The organism is Kitasatospora sp. NEAU-69 (assembly GCF_057158765.1).
This window is the reverse complement of sequence record NZ_JBWXUE010000047.1, coordinates 37,226-56,755: the sequence shown is the minus strand read 5'-3', so window position 1 is coordinate 56,755 and position 19,530 is coordinate 37,226. Positions and strand designations below refer to the sequence as shown.

Annotated in this window: 11 protein-coding genes; 3 read left to right on the top strand and 8 right to left on the bottom strand. The window is 75.5% G+C overall.

Annotated features, from left to right (window positions below):
• On the top strand, positions 1-221 hold a 221-nt coding region (locus AC060L_RS34355; protein WP_483802893.1), incomplete at its 5' end, for an aggregation-promoting factor C-terminal-like domain-containing protein.
• Between the two features lie 92 nt (positions 222-313).
• On the opposite strand, the gene AC060L_RS34350 is transcribed toward AC060L_RS34355, so the two are convergent.
• A complete protein-coding gene (locus tag AC060L_RS34350; RefSeq protein WP_483802892.1) occupies positions 314-1,114 on the bottom strand; it encodes a maleylpyruvate isomerase family mycothiol-dependent enzyme in 801 nt (266 codons plus the stop codon).
• A 211-nt stretch (positions 1,115-1,325) separates the two neighbouring features.
• On the opposite strand from AC060L_RS34350, the gene AC060L_RS34345 reads away from it, so the two are divergent.
• On the top strand, positions 1,326-3,044 hold the full coding sequence (locus AC060L_RS34345) for an enoyl-CoA hydratase-related protein (RefSeq protein WP_483802895.1): 1,719 nt from the start codon (positions 1,326-1,328) through the stop codon (positions 3,042-3,044).
• Positions 3,045-3,077: 33 nt separating this feature from the next.
• The gene (locus tag AC060L_RS34340) at positions 3,078-3,323 is read left to right on the top strand and encodes a DUF6296 family protein (protein WP_483802891.1); all 246 of its coding nucleotides are present in this window, start codon (positions 3,078-3,080) and stop codon (positions 3,321-3,323) included.
• A 3-nt stretch (positions 3,324-3,326) separates the two neighbouring features.
• On the opposite strand, the gene AC060L_RS34335 is transcribed toward AC060L_RS34340, so the two are convergent.
• The 7 genes from AC060L_RS34335 to AC060L_RS34305 form a co-directional block, all read right to left on the bottom strand.
• Entirely contained in the window at positions 3,327-3,758 is a 432-nt protein-coding gene (locus AC060L_RS34335; protein WP_483802890.1) for a hypothetical protein, read from the bottom strand.
• Between the two features lie 82 nt (positions 3,759-3,840).
• Entirely contained in the window at positions 3,841-4,947 is a 1,107-nt protein-coding gene (locus AC060L_RS34330; protein WP_483802889.1) for a class I SAM-dependent methyltransferase, read from the bottom strand.
• The gene (locus tag AC060L_RS34325) at positions 4,944-6,179 is read right to left on the bottom strand and encodes a glycosyltransferase (protein ID WP_483802888.1); all 1,236 of its coding nucleotides are present in this window, start codon (positions 6,177-6,179) and stop codon (positions 4,944-4,946) included. Before AC060L_RS34325 ends, AC060L_RS34330 begins: the two co-directional genes overlap by 4 nt.
• Positions 6,176-7,117 carry an alpha/beta fold hydrolase gene (locus tag AC060L_RS34320; RefSeq protein ID WP_483802887.1) on the bottom strand — a complete coding sequence of 314 codons (942 nt, stop codon included), beginning with the start codon at positions 7,115-7,117 and terminating at the stop codon, positions 6,176-6,178. Before AC060L_RS34320 ends, AC060L_RS34325 begins: the two co-directional genes overlap by 4 nt.
• Before the next feature lie 2 nt (positions 7,118-7,119).
• On the bottom strand, positions 7,120-7,386 hold the full coding sequence (locus tag AC060L_RS34315; RefSeq protein ID WP_483802894.1) for an acyl carrier protein: 267 nt from the start codon (positions 7,384-7,386) through the stop codon (positions 7,120-7,122).
• Positions 7,387-7,454: 68 nt separating this feature from the next.
• The gene (locus AC060L_RS34310; protein WP_483802886.1) at positions 7,455-12,161 is read right to left on the bottom strand and encodes a beta-ketoacyl synthase N-terminal-like domain-containing protein; all 4,707 of its coding nucleotides are present in this window, start codon (positions 12,159-12,161) and stop codon (positions 7,455-7,457) included.
• Between the two features lie 16 nt (positions 12,162-12,177).
• On the bottom strand, positions 12,178-19,413 hold the full coding sequence (locus AC060L_RS34305) for an SDR family NAD(P)-dependent oxidoreductase (protein ID WP_483802885.1): 7,236 nt from the start codon (positions 19,411-19,413) through the stop codon (positions 12,178-12,180).
• Positions 19,414-19,530: the final 117 nt, after the last annotated feature.

Sequence of the window (19,530 nt, the reverse complement as noted above, 5' to 3'; positions counted from 1 at the left end):
TCATCAGCCACGAAAGCGGCTGGAACGTCACCGCCACCAACCCCAGCTCCGGCGCCTACGGCCTGGGCCAGGCCCTGCCCGGCAACAAGATGGCCACCGCCGGCGCCGACTGGCAGACCAACGCCACCACCCAGATCAAGTGGACCTACGACTACATGAACAGCCGCTACGGCAGCCCCAACCAGGCCTGGGCCTACTGGCAGATCCACCACAACTACTGACCCACCCCGTCACCAGTTGTGCCCGAAGGGGCCCGGCACGCGCCAACCGCGCGAGCCGGGCCCCTTCGACGTCGACACCGTCAGTACCGCCCTCACGGCGCCCGGAAGTACGTCGGGAAGCTCGGCGCCAGCCAGGGCTTGCGGCCCCAGGCGAGGATCCTGCCGCGAGCCATCGCCTGCACCGGCGAACAGCGGCCGAGGGCGATCAGGAAGAACGTCACGGGCTCCACGACGATCGTGCAGTCGGGCCGGGCCGGTGGCTGCTCGCTGACGGTGGCCGTACCGTCCTCGATCGTGACGCCGAAGCGCGCGCCGCCGCGCACGCCGACCGCGAACCGGATGTGCCGTCCGGCGGCGGCGCGCGGATCGACGACCCGGGGCATCGCGGTGCGCAGGAACGGCAAGGTGAGAGCGACCCGGGCGCTGTCGATCATGTGCGGCCGCCCGAGCGCCAGGGCCAGGTCGTAGCCGTGGCCGAGCATGTGCGTGAGCAGGTAGCTCGACAGCGTCGCCTGGTCCATCGGGCCCATCGGCGTCCGGACGGGTTCGGCCGCCGGGCGGGCGGCGTTGCGCTCGGCGAAGGCGCGGGTGTGCCGGACGATCGCGGTGGCGAGCACGGCCGGGTCGCGCTCGGGGTAGGCGGCGAGCGAGTCGGTGTTGGCCGCCGCGAGGCCACCGGGCGTGCCGTCGCCGTACGGGCGGTCCAGGCCGCCGGCGACGTCGGCCATCAGCTCGTTGGCCAGCGCGAGGTGCGCCGCCGCCTCGCCGACGGACCAGGTCGCTCCGGGTATCCGGGCGGTCGCATCGGGGCGTGAGCGGAGCAGCCGGGCGATGTCCTCGGCGGTCGCGAGGTTCGCTTCGATCGACTGCGTGCGCATGGCGGACTCGGTCATGGCGACGAAGCCTGGCGCACTACCGGCGCGCTGTCCAGAGGTACGGGCCGGGCGGGCCGGGCGTACGGGCCGGGTGCGCGGCGGCACGCGCGGTTGGCGCCGATCGGGTGAGCTCCCGGCGGTTCGCGGACGGGCGCCGTCGTCGGGTACGGGACGATCGCCAGCGTCGGTGCGCACCCGCCAGGCCGGTGCGGCCAGGGTGGAGGTCATGGTGCGGATCCTGCTGGTGGCGAGCGCGTTCAACAGTCTCACCCAACGCGTGTACGCCGAACTGCGTGACCATGGTCACCAGTTGGCCGTTCATCTGAGCGACGGCTCCGCTGCCGCTGACGACGCGCTGCGGGCCGCGGTGCAGCGGCACGAGCCCGAGCTGCTGCTGGCGCCGCTGCTGAAGTCGGCTCTCCCGCGCGACGTCTGGTCCGCGCACACCTGCCTGATCGTCCACCCGGGACCGCCCGGCGACCGCGGGCCGTCCTCGCTGGACTGGGCGATCCACGAGGGAGCCGAGCGCTGGGGCGTGACCGTGCTCCAGGCGAACGAGGTGATGGACGGCGGCGACATCTGGGCGGAGGCCGACTGCCCGGTGCCGCCGGTCGGCAAGAGCGACCTGTACCGCAACGAGATCTCCGACGCCGCGCTCCGGGCCGTGCTGCTCGCCGTGCAGCGCGTCGCCTCGGGCAGCCACGTCCCGCGCCCGCAGCACGGCGCCGACTGGGAGGTGCCCGACCACACCCGGCCGTACCTGCGGCAGGACGCCCGGCGGATCGACTGGTCCGCCGACCCGACCGCGACGGTGCTGCGCAAGCTGCGCGCCGCCGACTCCCAGCCGGGCGTGCAGGACGAGCTGCTCGGCGACCGGTGGTTCCTGCACGGCGGGCATCCCGAGGACGAACTCCGCGGGGAACCCGGTGAGTTGATCGCCACCCGGGCGGGCGCCGTCTGCCGGGCCACGGTGGACGGCGCGGTCTGGCTGCCGGAGCTGCGCGCGCGCCGACGGCCCGATGGCCCGGCGACCTTCAAGCTGCCCGCCACCCTCGCACTCGGGGACCGGCTGCCCGCGCTGCCCGAGGTCCCGGCCCCGCTCGACCTGCCCGAGGCCCGCCGGACCTGGACGGACATCCGCTACCGGGAAGTCGGCCCGGTCGGCTTCCTGCGCTTCGCCTTCCCCGGCGGTGCGATGAGCACCGACCACTGCCGCCGCCTGCTGGACGCCTACCGCCACGCGGCCGCCCGGCCCACCTCGGTGCTCGTCCTGGGCGGCGGGCGGGACTTCTTCTCCAACGGCATCCACCTCAACGTGATCGAGGCCGCGCCGGACCCGGCGGCGGAGTCCTGGGCGAACATCATCGCGATGGACGACCTGGTCGCCGAGATCCTCACCACCACCGACCGACTGGTCGTCGCCGCGCTCGGCGGCAACGCCGCGGCCGGTGGCGCGATGCTCGCGCTCGCGGCCGACGAGGTCTGGTGCCGACACGGCGCGCTGCTCAACCCGCACTACCGGCTGATGGGCCTCTACGGATCTGAGTACTGGACGTACACACTGCCGCGCCGGGTCGGCGCCGCCGTCGCGGACCGGCTCACCGAGCGCGCGCTGCCGGTGACGGCGGCGACGGCGCACCGGCTCGGACTGGTGGACCAGGTCGTGCCGGCCACTCCGCAGGAGTTCGGCCCGGCGGTGGCCCGGCTGGCCGGGCTGCTCGCCGCCGGTCCGGCCGTGCAGCAGCGGATCGCCGCCAAGAAGGCCGAGCGCGAGCGGGCGGAGGCCGCCAGGCCGCTGGCGGCGTACCGGGCGGCGGAGCTGGACCGGATGCGGCTCAGCTTCGACGATCCGGCCGCGCCGTACCACGCGCTGCGCTCGGCGTTCGTCCGGAAGACGGCGGTGGGCGGCACGCCCGCCCACCTGAGCGACGCCGCGCACAGGCCCTAGGATGAGGAACGGGGCGACCGAGGAGGCTTGCTCATGGCAGACGGCCGGCGCTACGCGCTGACGTTCCCCGACGCGCCCGGGGAGCCCGAGACGCAGGCTCCACAGGACGCCGTCGTCGTCGAGGCGACCGGGACCACCGGACCGGGCGGTCACCCGGTGTACGCGGACGCGTCCGGGATCGTCCGGGCCGAGATCAGCGACCGCGGTGAGGTACGGATGCTCGCCACCGGCGGGCACCAGGAGTTGCGCACACCGGTGGACGTCCGGCTGCTGCCATGACGCTCAGCCGAGTGGCGGCGGCTCGGCCGCCCAGGCCAGCGAGTACCAGGAGAGCGCGGCGAGCACGGCCGCGCTCGGCAGCTCGGCGCAGTAGGCGAGCAGCTGCGCCAGCTGGTACGCCGAACCCCGGTGGGCGGACCACAGGTCGAAGAACGCGTCCATCGCGAGCAGCACCGCGGTCGCGGCGGCCAGTGGGCTGGTGGCGCGGTGTCGGCGGCGGACCAGCGAGGCGAGCAGGAACAGCGCCGCCACCTCCATCACGTCCAGCCAGACCCAGGAGTTGGACAGGTTGCGCGCGCCGAAGTGGCCCTTCACGTTGAGCCCGAGCACCACGATCCAGGGCAGCAGGAGCAGGCCGGCCGCGCGGAATGCGATCGGCAGCCGGCGGCGCAGCACCGGTTCCCGGGCGGTCAGCGCTTTCCGAGGATCGAACATTCGACGATCCTAACGGCAGCCGGACATGAGCAAATGTCCAGCTCAGTGCCACCGCTACGGTCAGGCGGGGGTCAGGATCGGGTCAGCTCGGGGGAGCGGGAGTGGGAGCGGGATCAGGGCTCGCGTCGCGGCGGGCGAGCAGGCGGTACGCGTTGGACAGCCCCGCCCGGCCGGCGAAGCGGGCGATCAGCCGGTCGGCGAGCGCCGCGAGCAGCAGGGCCGGTGCGCCGGCCAGGAAGGCGGCGCCGCGCAGCAGGCGGTGCAGCCGGTTCGGCGGCGTGCCCGGCAGCCAGGGCGCGTCCTCGCGTGGGGCGACCGCGTCCAGCAGCAGCCAGCCGGCGGCGAGCAGGTCGATCGGATCGTGCGGCTCGCCGTGCTGTTCCAGCAGCACGGTGAAGCCCAGCTCGCTCAGCCGAGCGCGCAGGTTGGCGGCGGGGGCGAGGTTGAGGTGCTGCGGTTGCAGCCAGGGCAGCCACCAGCGGCCGAGCAGCCGGGCGTAGCGGCTCTGCGGGTCGGGGACCTCGATCAGCAACAGGCCGTCCGGGCGCAGGGCGTGGTGCGCGGCGGCCAGTTCCGCGCGCGGGTCGGTGCTGTGCTCCAGGTAGTGGAACATGCTCACCACGTCGTACCGGCCGGCCAGTTCGGGCGCGAGCTCGGGGAACGCGCCACGGTAGGCCTGCGCCACCCGGCCGTGCCGGGCGGCCAGCTCGACGCCCTCGCTGAGGTCGAGGCCGTCGAACGTGGTGCCCGGGAAGAGTTCGCGGGCGGTCTCGCAGAAGTGTCCGTGGCCGGTACCGACGTCCAGCCAGCGGCCCGGTGCGGCGGCGAAGGGGGTGACCGAGCGGGCGCGACCGCGGTAGGTCGCGGCGCGGGTGCCGAACGCGCCGCCGAGCCGCTGTTCGCCGAGGCCGTCGTAGAAGTCGCGGTAGTAGAAGGCGAGTCCGGGACCGGTCAGCCTGGGATTCTGGAAGATGTGGCCGCAGTCGGCGCATTCGTCCAGCACGAAGTGTCCGGGCTTGTGCTGGAGCAGGTCGGTGGTGCGCAGCCGGACCCGCAGCCGGGTCTTGCCGCACCACGGGCAGTCGGCGCGGCGCGGTTCGAAGAACCGGTCGGTGCCGTCGGCGAGTTCGGCCTGGTAGTCGGGACGCAGTTCGGCGATCCGCCGAGCGCGGGGGGCCGGATCGGTCATCGGGTTCCCCTGACGGTCGGTTGGGGTTGCGGTTGCGGCTGCGTGTGTTCTGTTCGGAGCAGGCGTTTGGGGTGGTCGGCGGCGTGGTCTGCCCCCCCCGCGGCCCGGAACGAGGCGCCGATCCGCTGGGCGGCCGCTCGGTGGGCCGGGTCGAGGAGCACCGCGTCCAGGGCCTGGCCGAGCCGGTCGGCGCTGGTGCGGCCGAACCTGACCCGGACGCCCGCGCCGGACTCGGCGACCTGGTGGGCGATCACCGGCTGGTCGTCGCGGATCGGCGCGACGACCAGTGGCACGCCGTGCCAGAGCGCCTCGCAGACCGTGTTGTGACCGGCGTGGCACACCACGGCGGCCGTGCGGGGCAGCAGCGCCAGCTGCGGGACGGCGGGCAGCACCAGCACGTCGGGGTCGTGCGCGGCGGGCGCGGCGGGCCCGAGCACGCCGCCCGGGTCGACGATCACGCCCTGCAGCCGGGCGGCGCGGTCCCGCAGCGCCTGGCGGCAGAGCGTCAGGAAGGCCGCTCCCGCGTCGGTGTTGGCCGTGCCGAGGCTGACCAGCACGGTGGCGCGGCCCGGGTCCAGCCACTCCCAGGGGAAGGCTGCGGCGCTCGGGCGGGCCGTGATCGACGGGCCGACGAAGCGGAGCGGGCTTGACGCCTGGTGGGGTGGCGCGGTGGTCGGGCCGGCCAGCTCCGGGGTGGTGAAGGCGAGCAGCAGGTGCGGCGAGAACCGCGGGTCGGCGGTGGCCGCCGGGTCCCCGAGGCGTCCGCGCAGCTCGGTGAGGAGATCGCGGACCCAGGCCGCGACCAGCGGCATGCCGTCCAGCGCGCCGGTCAGCTCGGCCGAGGTCGTGGCGGAGGTGGCCCACGGCAGGCCGAGCCGCTCGGCGACCAGCGCGCCGGCCACGGCCTGCTGGTCCACCACCAGCACATCGGGGCGGAAGCGCTCGACCGCCGCCGCGACACCCGGCGCCATCGCCTCGGCGAGCGGGACCAGGAACTCCGCCCAGAGGAACTTCAGCGCAGCGGGCCCGCGCAGCTCGGGCGGCCGCTGCGGGGTCCGGGCCGGGACGGCGCACGGGAACAGCTCGGCGCCCGGGCCGGCCAGCGGGCCGACCAGTTCGGGCAGCCCGGCCCAGGCGGTGTCGTGCCCGCGGGCGGCCAGCTCGGCGGCGACGCCCACCGCCGGGTTCACATGCCCGACCAGCGGAGGCACGACGAACAGGAACCGGCTCATCGGGTGCCCCGCTCCGCCACCAGCTCACGCTCGGCGGCGGGTGGTTCGCGCAGCAGGGTGGTGGCCGACCCATGCCAGCGAGCGGCGGTGGGCTGGTGCCGCTGGGCGGCGATCGGCTCGCGCAGCCCGTCAGCGAGCGGTCCGCGCAGGTCGACGCCGAGCGAGTGCAGCCAGCGCAGGCTGAGCTCGCGGACCGCGTCCGGCGCCTCGACGAGCACGGAGTGTTCCTGGCCCGGCACGAAGGTGCTACGGCAGTCGGGCAGCAGGGCGTCCAGCCAGGCCGCCTGGTCGGCCAGGTCCGACTCGGTGCCGTACACGGCGAGCACCGGGCAGCGGATCGAGCGCAGCTCGGCCTCGCTCGGCAGCCGGCTGGTCGGGATGTCGCGGGCGAGCGAGGTGCCGGCCAGCAGCCGACCGGCCGCGCGGGCCAGCCTGGCCGTGTGGGCACCGCGCTCGGCGGCGACCCAGGCCAGCGTGGGCTCGTCCGCGAGCTCGGTCTCGGCGCGGCGCAGGATGCCGTCCAGCTTCACGGCCCAGGCGCGCGAGGCCGGTTCGGACTCGATGGCCAGGATCCCGGCCACAAGCCCGGGGTGGCGGGCGGCCAGCTCGAACGCGACCGTGCCGCCGAAGGAGTTCCCCAGCAGGTGGACCGGAGCGGTCACCGCGAACCGGTCCAGCAGCGCCGCCAGGTCGTCGGCGAAGTCCTCCAACCGGTAGCCGCCCGGCGGCCGTTCGGAGCGGCCGTGGCCGCGCTGGTCGTACATCAGCACCTCCACCCCGGCGGCCGCGAGCACCGGCGCCAGGGTGAAGTAGTAGCTGGCGAGGCTGTCGGTGAGCAGCCCGTGCACCAACACCGCCGTCGCGGCGGGCGGTTCGCCGTCCTGCGGGCCGAGCCGCTGCACGTGGAAGCGGCGGCCCCCGAGGTCGAGGAAGGCCATGGTCAGCTCCGCTCGGCGGTCTGCTCGGCGGGCTGCAACCGGCCCACCACGTAGTCGACCAGGCGGCCGACCGTCAGGTCGATGATCTCGTCCAGCTCCATGCCGGCGATGAACTCGGCGAAGTTGATCCGGTCACCCCAGCGGTCCTGGAGCTGGCCGGCGAGGGTCACCAGGTCGATGCTCTCGAGTTCGAGGTCCTCGGTGAACCGGGTCGTCATGGTGACCTCGGCGTCGTCCAGGCCGTACTCGTCGAGCACCGCGGCCAGCATGGCGGTGATCTCGTCGAGGACCTGCTGCGCGGTGGGCGGGGTGCGGTCCACGGTCTGTTCGCTGGTGGTCACTTGGGCGTCGTCCCTTCGGGGTGTGCGGCGTGGTCGGGGTACTGGGCGTACTGGGGGTCTTCCGGGTGGTGCGGATCGGGGGCGGTCCAGGCTGCGACGTAGTGCCGGGCCGGCAGGCCGGACGGGCTGCGCACCTCGGCGCACCGGACCCAGTGGGTGCGGTCCGCGACGGCCACCAGCAGGGCGGACGGCTCGGCGGCGAGCACGGCGAAGTCGCGCGGCCGCCCCTGCAGGCCGGTGCCCTCGGCCTTGGCCACGGCCTCCTTGGCTGCCCAGAAGCGGGTGAACCAGAGCGCAGCCGAGCCGCCGTGCGAGGTGCGGCAGGCGGTCAGCAGCTCCGACTCGGCCGGGCCGAGCGCCACTTCGAGCGTCTCGGCCGGGCGTTCGGTGACCTCTTCGAGGTCGATGCCGGTGCCGGTGCTGGTGTCGAGGCCCGCGCCGGGCGTTCGGACCAGCGCCACCGCGGCCTCAGCGCGGTGCGCGAGTGAGACGTCCAGCTCCGGGAGCACCCGGCCGTGCAGCCCGACGACGTACGGGCGGCCGCTCGGAGCGTTGCGCACCTCGATCTCGGCGGGGAAGACCGGACCCTCGCCGTGCTCCCAGAGCCACTGGCGCACCGCGTCCTTGACCGCGATCCGGCCCAGCAGCCAGGCGCGGCGGCCGCGTGGCGGCTGCTGCTCGTACCGGGTGCGCTCGGCGGCGCCGAGGTGGTTGCGCATGATCAGGTCACGCGAGGCGAGGTCCGGCCAGCGTTCGTGCAGCAGCACCCAGCCGCCGGGCTGCGGCTTGGAGAGCGTGTTGCGCTCGACGAAGCGCTCGACCGGCCGGGTGTCCGGGTGGCTGTCGAAGCGGCGGTCCTGCCAGCCGTGCACCTGGGCCCAGACCGTGCCGCCCGCCTGGAGTTGGACGTCGGCTTCGAGCACGGTGTCGGTCAGCGCGGTGATCCTGATGTGGCACTGCAGTTCGGTGCCGGGCCGCGGTGCGGGGCCGTAGCAGCGCAACTGCCGGATGCCGACCGGGAAGACCACGGTCCGGTCGGTGCGGGTGGCCATGATCCAGTAGCCCAGCAGCTGGCCCACGTTGTCCAGCAGCGCGCCGGGTGCGGCCGGCGCGGTGATCACGCCGCGGACGTGCTTCTCGCCGAGCGCGGTGAGTTCGGTCAGGCCCTGGAACGCCGGGCCGTGGAACATCCACCGCTGCTCGTAGAGGCCGGCGGCGGACAGCTCGGGCGCCCGCTCGCTCGCCCGGTCCACCGGCCAGGGGGCGGGGGGTTGCTCCCGGGGCTGCCGACGATCCGTCAGTTCGACAACGCCATGGGCGAACTGACCGAAGTCAGCGGTGAGCTGACCCGGGCCGGCCTGCTGGACGGTGATCTCCACGTCCAGCGGAGTTGCGGCCGGCACCCACTGGCCGAACCGCAGGTCGCTTGCTCCACAGGCGAGTTGGCCGGGAGCGGCCTGCTCGGCGGCGTCCATCAGGTGCTGGACGATCGTGGTGGCCGGGACGACGGGCCAACGGTCCGAGGGGTCGGGCCAGCCGGGGCGCTGGCGGAAGAAGCAGTGGTCGCGCAGGTAGGGCATGGTGTCGAGTGAGACGCGCAGCTTGCTGGTCTGGTGGATCTTGGGTTGAGGCTGGTGTGGTGGTGGTTGGAGCGGCTGTTGCTGGGCTGCGGTGAGTAGTTCGAGGGCCGTGTGCTCGGTCTCGCGCAGCAGCGCGTCGAGTTCGGCAGCGACCGGGAACCGGGCGGCCAGTGCTCCGAGTGCGGCCGGTGCCGGGGCGCTGGTAGCCGGGGCGTTGGCGTGGGCGAGTTCGGCGCGCAGCTCGCCGAGTGTGGTGGGGTCCAGCGAGACCAACGAGCTGCTCATGTCCAGCGGGACCGACGGGTGCGAACGCTGTCCGGGACGGCGTCCGGGCGCCAGGGCGGCCGTGTCCGGTTCGGCGCCCTCCACCCACAACGCTGCCGCGCACCGGCGCAGTTGGGCCATGCCGTCGCGCTGTGGCGAGTTCGCGGCGACGACCAGGTGCGGTCGGTCCTGCAGCGTGTCGCCGACCAGCGAGCCGAGCTGTCCGGTGCCGACCTGGACGAACGCCCGGAACCCGGCCGCGTACATCGCCTCGACCAGCGGGCGGAACCGGACCGGCTCCAGCAGGTGGCGGATGAACAGCGCCCGCACGGCCGCCTCGGTCGCCGGAAATGGTGCTGCGGTCGTCCCGGACCAGACGGGCACGGTCGGCGGGTGCAGCTCGAAGCGCTCGGCGGCCTGCCGGATCGGCGCCAGGTAGGGCGCCAGCATCGGCGTGTGGAAACCGGACTGGAACGGCAGTACCTGGCCGAGCACACCGCGCGCCCGGAACCAGCGCACCAGCTCGGTGACGGGCTGCTCCGGGCCGCAGACGATCGACTGCTGCGGCGCGTTGTCGTGCGACAGCACCACCTCCGACATCCCGGCCACGCTCGCCAGCGCGTCGAGCACCTGGGCTGCCGGCGCGCCGAGCGCCGCGAAGGCGAGCCCGGGGACGCGCAGCGCGTCGGGGTCGAAGGCGTCGAGGAACGCGTCGATCGAGGCACCGGAGTACAGGCCGGCGGCGATCATCGCGGTCCACTCGCCGACGCTGTGCCCGGCCACGGCGTCCGGCCGCACGCCGATCCGGCGCAGCGCCGCGTCGAGCAGCCGCCCGACGGCGACCACACCGGCGCCGTGCCGTCCGATGTCGCCGACCTGGGCGGCCGCGGCGGTGGGTGGGCGGGGCAGGCCGAAGTGGTCGGCGACATCGTCCACCCGGGGGGTGAACTCGCCTTCCAGGCCCGGGAAGAGGAAGGCGATCCGGCCGTGGGTGCCGGTGCCTTCAGCAAGGAGTAGTGGGCTGGGCGAGAACCAGACCTCGCCGCGCCCGCGCCAGGCCCGTCCACGGGACACGGCGCGGCGGGCCAGCGCGAGCCGCTTCGGCGTCGGGGCGACGATGGCCAGCCGGCAGCGCGGCGCCCGGCCGGCGTGCTCGGGCAGACCGGCGGCCAACACCGCTGAGTCCTCGCCTGCCAGCAGCTCGGCGAGTTGCTCGGGCGTGTCGGCGGCGAGCCGCAACACCAGCTCGGGCTCGGCCACGATGACCGGCCGGAGGTCGGCGGGGGAGACGGCGGGAGAGGGGCTGGTGGGGGAGGACGCCGTGGCCGGGGTGGGTCGCGGGGTGGGAGCCGCTTGCTGCAGGGAGGCCGTGGCCGGGGTGATGGCGGAGGAACTGGTGACGGGGTGAACGGTGGCCGGGGTGGGGCGGGGGCTGGGAGGCGCTTGTTCCAGGACCACGTGGGCGTTGATGCCGCCGAAGCCGAAGGCGTTCACCGCGGCCCGGCGTGGCCCGTCGCCCGGCCACGGGCGGGCGGTGGCGATGGTGTGGAAGCGGGTGGCGGCCAGCGCCGGGTGCGGGTCGTCGCAGTGCAGGGTCGGGAGCAGCATGCCGTGGTGCACGGCCAGTGCCGCCTTGACCAGGCCGGCCACGCCGGCGGCCGGCATGGTGTGGCCGATCATCGACTTCACCGAGCCGATCACCGCGCGCTGGCGCCTCGCGTCGGTGGGGCCGAACACCTCGGCCAGGGTGGCCAGTTCGGCGGCGTCGCCGGCTGGTGTCGCGGTGCCGTGGGCCTCCAGCAGGCCGAGTGAGCCGGGCGCCGCCGGGTCGAGTCCGGCGGCGCGCCAGGCCGCCCGGACCGCCCGGCTCTGGCCGCCCGGGTCCGGGCTGGCGAGGGCCGCCGTGCGGCCGTCGCCGGCCACGCCGGTGCCGCGGATCACCGCGTACACCCGGTCGCCGTCGCGTTCGGCGTCGGCGAGCCGCTTGAGCAGCACGACGCCGGTGCCCTCGCCGATCAGCAGGCCGTCGGCGCCACGGTGGAACGGCCGGCTGCGCTGGCTCGGCGAGAGCGCTCTCAGCTGCGCGAAGACGCTCCACAGCGTGACGTCGTGGCAGTGGTGCACGCCGCCCGCCAGCACCGCGTCGCAGCGCCCGGTGGCCAGCTCGCCGACCGCCTGGTCCACGGCGACCAGCGAGGACGCGCAGGCCGCGTCCACCGTGTAGGCCGGGCCGCGCAGGTCAAGCCGGTTGGCGAGCCGGGAGGCGGCCAGGTTGGGCACCAGGCCGATCGCCGACTCGGGCCGGTCCGGGCCGAGGCGATCGGTGAACGCAGTCCGTACTCGGGCAAGCTGACTGTCCGTCAGTTCGGGCAGCAGCTCGCCGAGGGTGCGCACCAGCTGGTGTGCGCCGCGCACCCGCTGGTCGAGCCGGGCGATGCCGGGCGTCAGGTAGCCGCCGCGGCCGAGCACCACGCCGACCTTGTCCCGGTCGGGCAGCCGCTCCGGGCCGCCGGCGTCGGCGATCGCGGCGGCGGCCACCTGGAGCGCGATCAGCTGGTCAGGCTCGGTGCCCGGCACCGCGTTCGGCATGATGCCGAAGCGGGTCGGCTGCGCCTGGGCCAGATCGTCCACGAAGCCGCCGCGCCGGCAGTAGAGCCGGTCCGGCTCGGCCGGTCCGGTGGCGGCCGACGGGTCGTAGTAGTCCGGGTCCCAGCGGCTGGCCGGGACGTCGGTGATCGCGTCCACCCCGTGGAGCAGGTTCTGCCAGTAGGTCGCCAGGTCCGGCGCGCCGGGCAGTAGCACCGCCATCCCGACCACCGCCACCGGCGGCAGCTGAGCGTGCGCCAGCCCGCTACTCACCCCGTCTCTCACCCCGTCACCAGCCCGACGCGGTGTAGACGACGGCCCGCAGCTGCGGGTCGCCCCAGGCCAGTTCGCGCAGCAGCGCGAGGGTGCCCGCGTCCGGGTCGATCAGCTTGATGCCGCGGAGCGCGTAGTCCTGGGCCAGCTCCGGCGACACCATGCCGCCGTGCCGCAGGGACGGCGCCCACGGGCCCCAGTGCACCGTCAGCGCCCGGCGCCCGGTCTGCGCGGCCCAGCGGGCGCCCAGCCCCTCCAGGGCGTCGTTGGCCGCCGCGTAGTCGGCCTGGCCGCGGTTGCCGAGGGCGGCGGCGATGCTGCCGAAGAGCACCGTGAAGCGCGGTCCGCCGGGCAGTTCGGCGAGCGCCTCCAGCAGGGCCCGGGCACCGTCCGCCTTGGTGGCGAAGACCCGTCGGAACGACTCGACGTCCTTCTCGGCGAGCACCTTGTCCTCGATCACGCCCGCTGCGAAGACGACGCCGTCCAGCCGGCCGTGCTCCGCGTAGACCTCCTTGACCGCCTGGCGGAGCGCGGCCGGGTCGGCCGCGTCCACCGCGCGGTAGTGGGGCTGCGCGCCGAGCGCGGACAGCTCCGCCAGCGTCGCGGCGACCTCGCGGCCGGCGAGCAGGCGGGACGCGGTGGCGTCGATCTCCGGCAGCGGGACGCCCTGGCGGGCGAGCACGGCGCGCAGCGCGGAGCGGTCGGCGGCGGCGGCCGTCGCCGGGTCCTCGGGGCCCTCCGGCGGCGCGGTGCGGCCGAGCAGCTCGAGGTTGCAGCGGGCGGCCGCCGCGAGGGTGGCCGCGAACTGCGCGGTGATCCCGCGCGCGCCGCCGACCAGCAGCACCACGGCGTCCTGGTCCAGACCCAGCGCGGCCGCCTCGGCCACGCCCTCGCCGGCCGGACCGGCGCCGGTGCTGCCGAGCAGGCCGAGACCGGCTTCGGCCAGGGCCAGGCCCCGGCGCCCGGCCGGGCCGTGCAGCACCACCGGCTCGCGGTCCTCGGCCGCCAGCTCGTCGAGCAGTGCGGCCGGGGCCTGCGTGGGGTCGGGCAGCTCGATGAGTCGGGCGGTGGTGTCCGGGTATTCGCGGGCCAGCGTGCGGAACAGGCCGCGCAGCCCGTCGGTGCGGCCGTTGTCGCCGGGCCGGTCGGTGGACGGGCCGGTGGTGGGGCCGGCGGACGGGCCGGTGGTGGGGTCCGCGGACGGGTCGCTCGGTTGCGTGGTGCGGACGGCGAGCAGCCAGCGGGGCGAGCGGGCGAGGGCGGCCTTCAGCGCGGGGACGCAGCCGGGCAGCACCGGTGCGCCGTGGGCGGCGAGCGGGTCGAGCAGCAGCACGCCGTCCACCGGGCCGTCGGCCTCGCTGAGCTCGTACGCCGCGTGGTGGGCGGTGGCCTCGGCCCCGGCGGCGACGAGCCGGTCGGTCACCGCCTGGGCGGTGCCCTCCCCGTCGTCGCCGAGCAGGGCGAAGCGCCTCCCGGCGAGCAACTGCGGCCGGGCGGTCGGCGCGGGCAGCGGCACGGGCGCGAACTCCAGCCGGACCGGCTCGTGGCCCACCAGGACGGGCGGCGCCGGGACGGGGTCGGCGGCGGGCGTGGTCACCGGCGCGGGCGCTGGCACGGCCACCGGTGCGGGCGCCGTGGCGGGGACGGGCGCGGCCGTCGCCGTTGCCGTCGCCGTCGCAGCGGGCGTAACGGTGGCCGTCGGCGCGCCGAGCCGGTCGGTCAGCCAGTCGGCGATGGCGGTGGCGGTGCGCGCCCGGGAGAGCTGCTCCACCTCCTCGTCGCCGAGCGAGCTGTGGTCGGCGTCCGTCTGGTCGGCGAGGCGGCGGACCAGCAGGCCGATGATCTCGGTGCGCTTGATCGAGTCGATGCTGAGGTCGGCCTCCAGGTCGAGATCGGGTTCGATCATGTCGGCCGGGTAGCCGGTGCGTTCGCTGATCACCTCGACCACGGTCGCCAGCAGATCGACGGCCTCCGCCGCCGCGCCGCCGCCCGGCTGCTCTCCCGGCGCCGCGGCGGCCGGTGAGGCAGCGGACGGCGTGCTGGGCGATGCTGCGGTGGCTGCTGCTGTCGCCGTCGCTGCCGTCGTCGTCGCGGGCCGCGCCAGCGGCGGCAGCGCGGCCGGCGAGGCAATCGGTGAGGCGATGGGCGAGGCGATCGGGCCGGCCGCCGCCTGGGGCATCCCCGCCGCGCCGAGGTACGTCAGCAGCACGTCCCGCTGAGCCGCGATCAGCTCCCGGCTGCTGCTGAGGAACTCCGAGACCAGCGCCTGCTGTTCGTCTCGACGCGGTTCTTCCGTGCTCACCAGGGCCTCCGGTACGGGTCGGGCCGGTGCCAGCGCACCGGGCAGTAGTTCTCCTGCGGCGGTGCGGACCAGCTGCCCGTCGACCGTCCAGCCGGGCTGTCGCGCCGCCTTGGCCCGGCCGGCGTCGATGGCGTCGCGGCCGCGGAACAGCCGGTCGGTCCGCACCGCCACACCCGCGACGGCCAGTTCGGCGAGGGCGTCGAGGAAGCCGGGCAGCCCGGTGCGCCGCCGCTCCAGCGGAACGGCCCGGTGCGGGCGCTCGCCGAGCACCTCGGAGACCAGCCGGGTCAGCACCGTGCCCGGTCCGGCCTCGACGAACACCCGGGCGCCGGCCTGGTACATCGCCTCGATCTGCGCCACGAACCGCACCGGGGCGCCGATCTGCGCGGCGAGCTCGGCCCGGATCGCGGCCGGGTCCGCGGGGTAGACGGCGGCCGTCCGGTTCGACCAGACCGGGAACTCCGGTGCGCGCAGCGTCCGGCTCGCGAGCGCGGCGGCGAACCGCTCGCCCGCGCCCGCGACCAGCGGGCTGTGGAACGCGCAGGCGACCGGCAGCGGCTTCACCCCGTAGCCGGCCTCGCGCAGCAGCCCGGTGGCGGCCGTGACCTCCTCGGTCGGGCCAGAAATCACCGTCTGGCGAGGCGCGTTGTGGTTCGCCATCACCACCCGGCCGGCCAGTTCGGCCGCCGCCAGGACCCGCTCGACCTCCTCGGCCGGGCCGGCCACCGCGGCCATCGTGCCGGGGTCGGTGTCTTGGCCGGTGGCGTTTTCGTGGTCGCTGCCTTGGTTGACGCTGCCTTGGTCGCCGGGGCCGCGGCCGACGGCGTCCAGGATGGACCGCGCCCGCTCGGCGCTGAGCGCCGGCAGGTCCTGCGCCGCGATCACCCCCGCCGCGCAGAGCGCGACGAGCTCGCCATAGCTGTGGCCGGCGGCGAGCCGCGGGCGCACCCCGGCCAGCCCGAGCAGCTCGGCCGCCGCGAGGCCGGTCATGCCCAGCACCGGCTGGGCCACCCTGGTGTCGGTCACGGCGGACCGCTGCGCCGCGCGGGCCTCGGCGGTGAAGGCCGCGGGCGGGTAGAGCACGTCGGCGTACCCGCTGCCGCGCCGCAGCTGCCGCTGCAGGCCGGGGAAGGCCGCGAACAGCTCGGCGAACATGCCCGGGCGCTGACTGCCCTGCCCGGGGAAGAGAAACGCCAGGTCGCCGCCGTCCACGGCCGGGTCGGGCTCGGCCAGGTACAGCCCATCGGCCGGTGCGTGCTCGCCGGCCGCCGCCCGGCGCAGCAACGCGGCCAGCCGGTCGAGGTCGGTGGCGACCAGGGCGACCTGGACCGGTCCGTGCGCCGACTCGGCCCGCCGGGACGCGGCGAGCGCCAGGTCGCGCAGCCGCCACGGCGTACCCTGCGCCACTGTCAGCCGTAGAAGCTCCGCGACGCCGCGCAGCGCCCGCTCGCGATCGGTGCCCCGGAACAGGAACAGCTCGGCCGGCCACTCCTGCAGCCCGTGCACCGGCGGCGGGCCGTCGTAACCGCGCAGCACGGCATGGAAGTTCGTGCCGCCGAAGCCGAACGCGCTGACCCCGGCCACGCGTTCGGCCGCAGGCTTGGCCCACGGCCTGGCCTCGGTGTGGAACGCGAACGGGCTCTCCCCGGCCTGCCAGGCCGGGTTCGGCTGATCGAGGTGGAGGGTCGGCGGCTTGACCCCGGTGTGCAGCGCCAGCGAGGCCTTGATCAGGCCTGCCAGCCCGGCGGCGCACTTGGTGTGCCCGATCTGCGACTTGACCGACCCCAGCACGCAACTGCCGGGCGCTGCCCCGGCCTCGGTGAACACCTTGCTCAGGGTGGCCAGTTCGGTCCGGTCGCCGACCACCGTGCCGGTCCCGTGCGCCTCCACCAGGCCGACCTCGGCGGGCGCGATGCCGGCCGCGCGGTAGGCGCGCTCCAGCGCCGCCCGCTGGCCCTCGGGGCGCGGGGCGGTCAGACCCAGCGACCGGCCGTCGCTCGCGCTGCCGACCCCCTGCACCACCGCGTACACCCGGTCGCCGTCCCGCTCCGCGTCGGCGAGCCGCTTCAGCACCAGGCAGGCGACGCCCTCGCCGAGCGCGATGCCGTCGGCCGAGGCGTCGAACGGGCGGGACCGGCCGGTCGGGGAGAGCGCGTGCACCGAGGCGAAGAGGATGAAGTCGTTGATCCCGTTGTGCAGGTCCGCGCCACCGCAGAGCGCCAGATCGCTGGTGCCGGAGACCAGTTCCTTGCAAGCCACGTCGAGCGCGGCGAGCGAGGAGGCGCACGCCGCGTCCACGGTGAAGTTCGCGCCGCCCAGGTCGAGCCGGTTGGCGATCCGCCCCGAGATGACGTTCGCCAGCATGCCCGGGAACGAGTCCTCGGTGAGTGTGGGCAACTGCTCCGCGATCGGCGCCGGGACGGTGCCGAGATAGGCCGGCAGCACGGCGCCCAGCACGCCCGCGTTCGACAGGTCGCTGCCCGCCTCCGCGCCGAACACCACGCTGGTCCGGGAGCGGTCGAAGGCCCGTCCGCCGTCGCCCGCGCCGCTGTCGTAGCCCGCGTCCACCAGCGCCCGGCGGGCCGCCTCCAGCGCGAGCAGCTGCACCGGCTCGATGCTGCCCAGCGCGGCCGGCGGGATGCCGTAGCTCAGCGGGTCGAAGGGGATCCGCGGCAGGAAGCCGCCCCACTTGGACGGCACTGTGTTTGACGGGACTCTGGTGGGAGACACTCTGTCCCCGGGCGCCGTCCCCGGATCGCCGTCCGCCGCGTAGTACACCGCCGGATCCCACCGCTCGACCGGCACCTCGGTCACCGCGTCCACGCCGGCCACCACGTTCGCCCAGAACGCGGGCAGGTCGGGGGCCTGCGGGAACATGCCCGCCATGCCGATCACCGCGATCTCCAGCGGCCGCTCGACCGCCGCCGGGTCGCTCGCCGGCGGGCCGGTCAGCTCGGCCGCCCGGGCGGCGAGGAAGGCGCTCGCGCCGGTGCTCACGGCGGCGTGCAGCTCGGCCAGCGTCGTGGTCGCCGAGCGCAGCACGGCGACCTGCCCGGCCATGAACATGCCCCGCTCCAGCTGAGCCTGCTCGTCCACCGCGGCGAGCTCGCCCGAGACCCGGTCGACGCCCTTGCTGGCGATCCGCAGCCGCCCGACGTTCAGCCGCTCCAGCTGCTCCCACGCCTCGCGGTCCGGCACGCCCTGCTCGCGCAGCCGCTCCCGGGTCTGCCGGAACTCCGCCGTGAACGGGCTCGGCACGCAGCGGGTGGCGTGCCCGGGCGCCGAGGTCAGCAGCTCCGTCCCGTCGGCGGCGAGCACCTGGCGCTGGAACTGCGGCTGCACGGCGCCGAGCGCCACGGCCTCCTCGGTGAACAGGTACGCCGTGCCCATCAGCAGGCCCGCCGCGACCCCGCGCTCCGCCAGCGGTGCGGCCATCGCCGCCACCATCGCCGCCGAACGCTCGTCGTGCACGCCGCCCGCGAACAGCACCTCGACGATCGGCCGGTCGTCGCCGGCGGGCCGGCCGGCCGGCGTGTCGAGGAACTCCTCCAGCACCCCCAACTGCGCCTCCCAGAGCGGGAAGCTGTGCAGCGGTCCGACATGCCCGCCGCACTCGGAGCCCTCGAAGACGAACCGGCGCGCGCCGTCGTCCAGGAACTGCCGCAGCAGTCCGGGCGAGGGCACGTGCAGGAACGTGCTGATCCCCGCCTCCTCCAGCACCCGCGCCTGCGACGGACGGCCGCCGGCGATCACCGCGTGGGTCGGCCGCGCGGCCAGCACCTCGGCCAGCTGGGCGCCGCGGACCGCCTCCGGTGCGAAGCCCAGCACGCCGACGCCCCAGGGGAGTCCCTCGGTGGCCCGGCTGGTCCGGGCGAGCAGCTCACGGGTCTGCTCCTGGTCGGCCAGGGCGAGCGCGACGAACGGCAGCGCGCCGGCCGCGGCCACCGCCGCGGCGAAGGCGGGCTGGTCGCTGACCCGGGTCATCGGCCCCTGGGCGACCGGCAGCCGGGTGCCCAGCGCGCGGCTCAGCGGCGCCTCGGAGCCGAGTAGCGCGGTGGCCGCAGCAGGCGAGGCCACCGCCTGCAGCGCATCAAGGACGGCCGTTCGGACGGCCTGCACGGTCCGCGCGACGGTTGCCCAGCGGGCGGCGAAGCGCGCAGCGAGGAATCCGTCCTGACCGACCGTCAGTTCACGTTCCGGCTCGGAGCTCGCCCCGCCGGTCGCCCCGCTGGCCGGCCCGCCGGTGGGCGTGCTGCGCCGCAGTGCCCGGTACCCGTCGATGACGGTGGCCTGGGAGCCCTCCATGCCGCGCACCGCCGCCGCGGCCTGCTCGGACGCGCCGGACTCGGCGAGCAGCGCGAGTTGGCTGTCCAGCAGCACTCCGGCCGCGCCGCCCGCGATCGCCGCCGCCGCGGTGCGCAGGCCGATGCCGCCGGCAGCCCACACAGGAACGTCGATCTCGGCTGATTCCAGAAGGAGTTGAAGCAGCACGAAGGTGCTCAGCTCGCCGACCGGGCCGCCGCTCTCGCAGCCGCGTGCGACCAGGCCGGCCGCGCCGCCCCGGACGGCGGCCAGCGCCTGTGCCAGGTCGGTGACCTCGACCAGCAGGCGGGGCCCGGCCGTTCGGGCTCCGCGGCCCGCCCCGGCGAGCGCCGCCGGCTCCCAGCCGGGCAACTCGGGCGCGACCAGCAGGGTGTTCGGCGCGCCGGGCTCGGTCAGCTGTAGATCCCCCGGCGAGAGGCGGCAGTTCGGGCCGACCCGAACGCCGAACCGGCCGGGGACGCTCTCGCGCAGCCGGTCGAACTCCTCGCGCGAGCGGCGGTCGCCGACCCCGAGGTCCAGAACGCCCAGTGCGCCCGCGCGGCACACGGCCTCGACGAGCGCGGCGTCGGGCTCCTGGAACGGGGTCATCCCGATGACGAGATCGACCGGCGGCAAAGTGGGCCTCATGGGCACTCCGGTATGCATCGTGGCGCACGTGGGGGGACGTATGACTCCCGAACGGCAAGCCGCGAGGCGGCCCTCCCCTGGGTCGGGGGCGCCACGGCATGGTTTCGGTCTTCCGCT

Coding starts and splice junctions, on each gene's coding strand:
- AC060L_RS34350 (WP_483802892.1), bottom strand. CDS start 1,114: ATGACCGAGTCCGCCATGCGCACGCAGTCGATCGAAGCGAACCTCGCG.
- AC060L_RS34340 (WP_483802891.1), top strand. CDS start 3,078: ATGGCAGACGGCCGGCGCTACGCGCTGACGTTCCCCGACGCGCCCGGG.
- AC060L_RS34335 (WP_483802890.1), bottom strand. CDS start 3,758: ATGTTCGATCCTCGGAAAGCGCTGACCGCCCGGGAACCGGTGCTGCGC.
- AC060L_RS34330 (WP_483802889.1), bottom strand. CDS start 4,947: ATGACCGATCCGGCCCCCCGCGCTCGGCGGATCGCCGAACTGCGTCCC.
- AC060L_RS34325 (WP_483802888.1), bottom strand. CDS start 6,179: ATGAGCCGGTTCCTGTTCGTCGTGCCTCCGCTGGTCGGGCATGTGAAC.
- AC060L_RS34320 (WP_483802887.1), bottom strand. CDS start 7,117: ATGGCCTTCCTCGACCTCGGGGGCCGCCGCTTCCACGTGCAGCGGCTC.
- AC060L_RS34315 (WP_483802894.1), bottom strand. CDS start 7,386: ATGCTGGCCGCGGTGCTCGACGAGTACGGCCTGGACGACGCCGAGGTC.
- AC060L_RS34305 (WP_483802885.1), bottom strand. CDS start 19,413: ATGAGGCCCACTTTGCCGCCGGTCGATCTCGTCATCGGGATGACCCCG.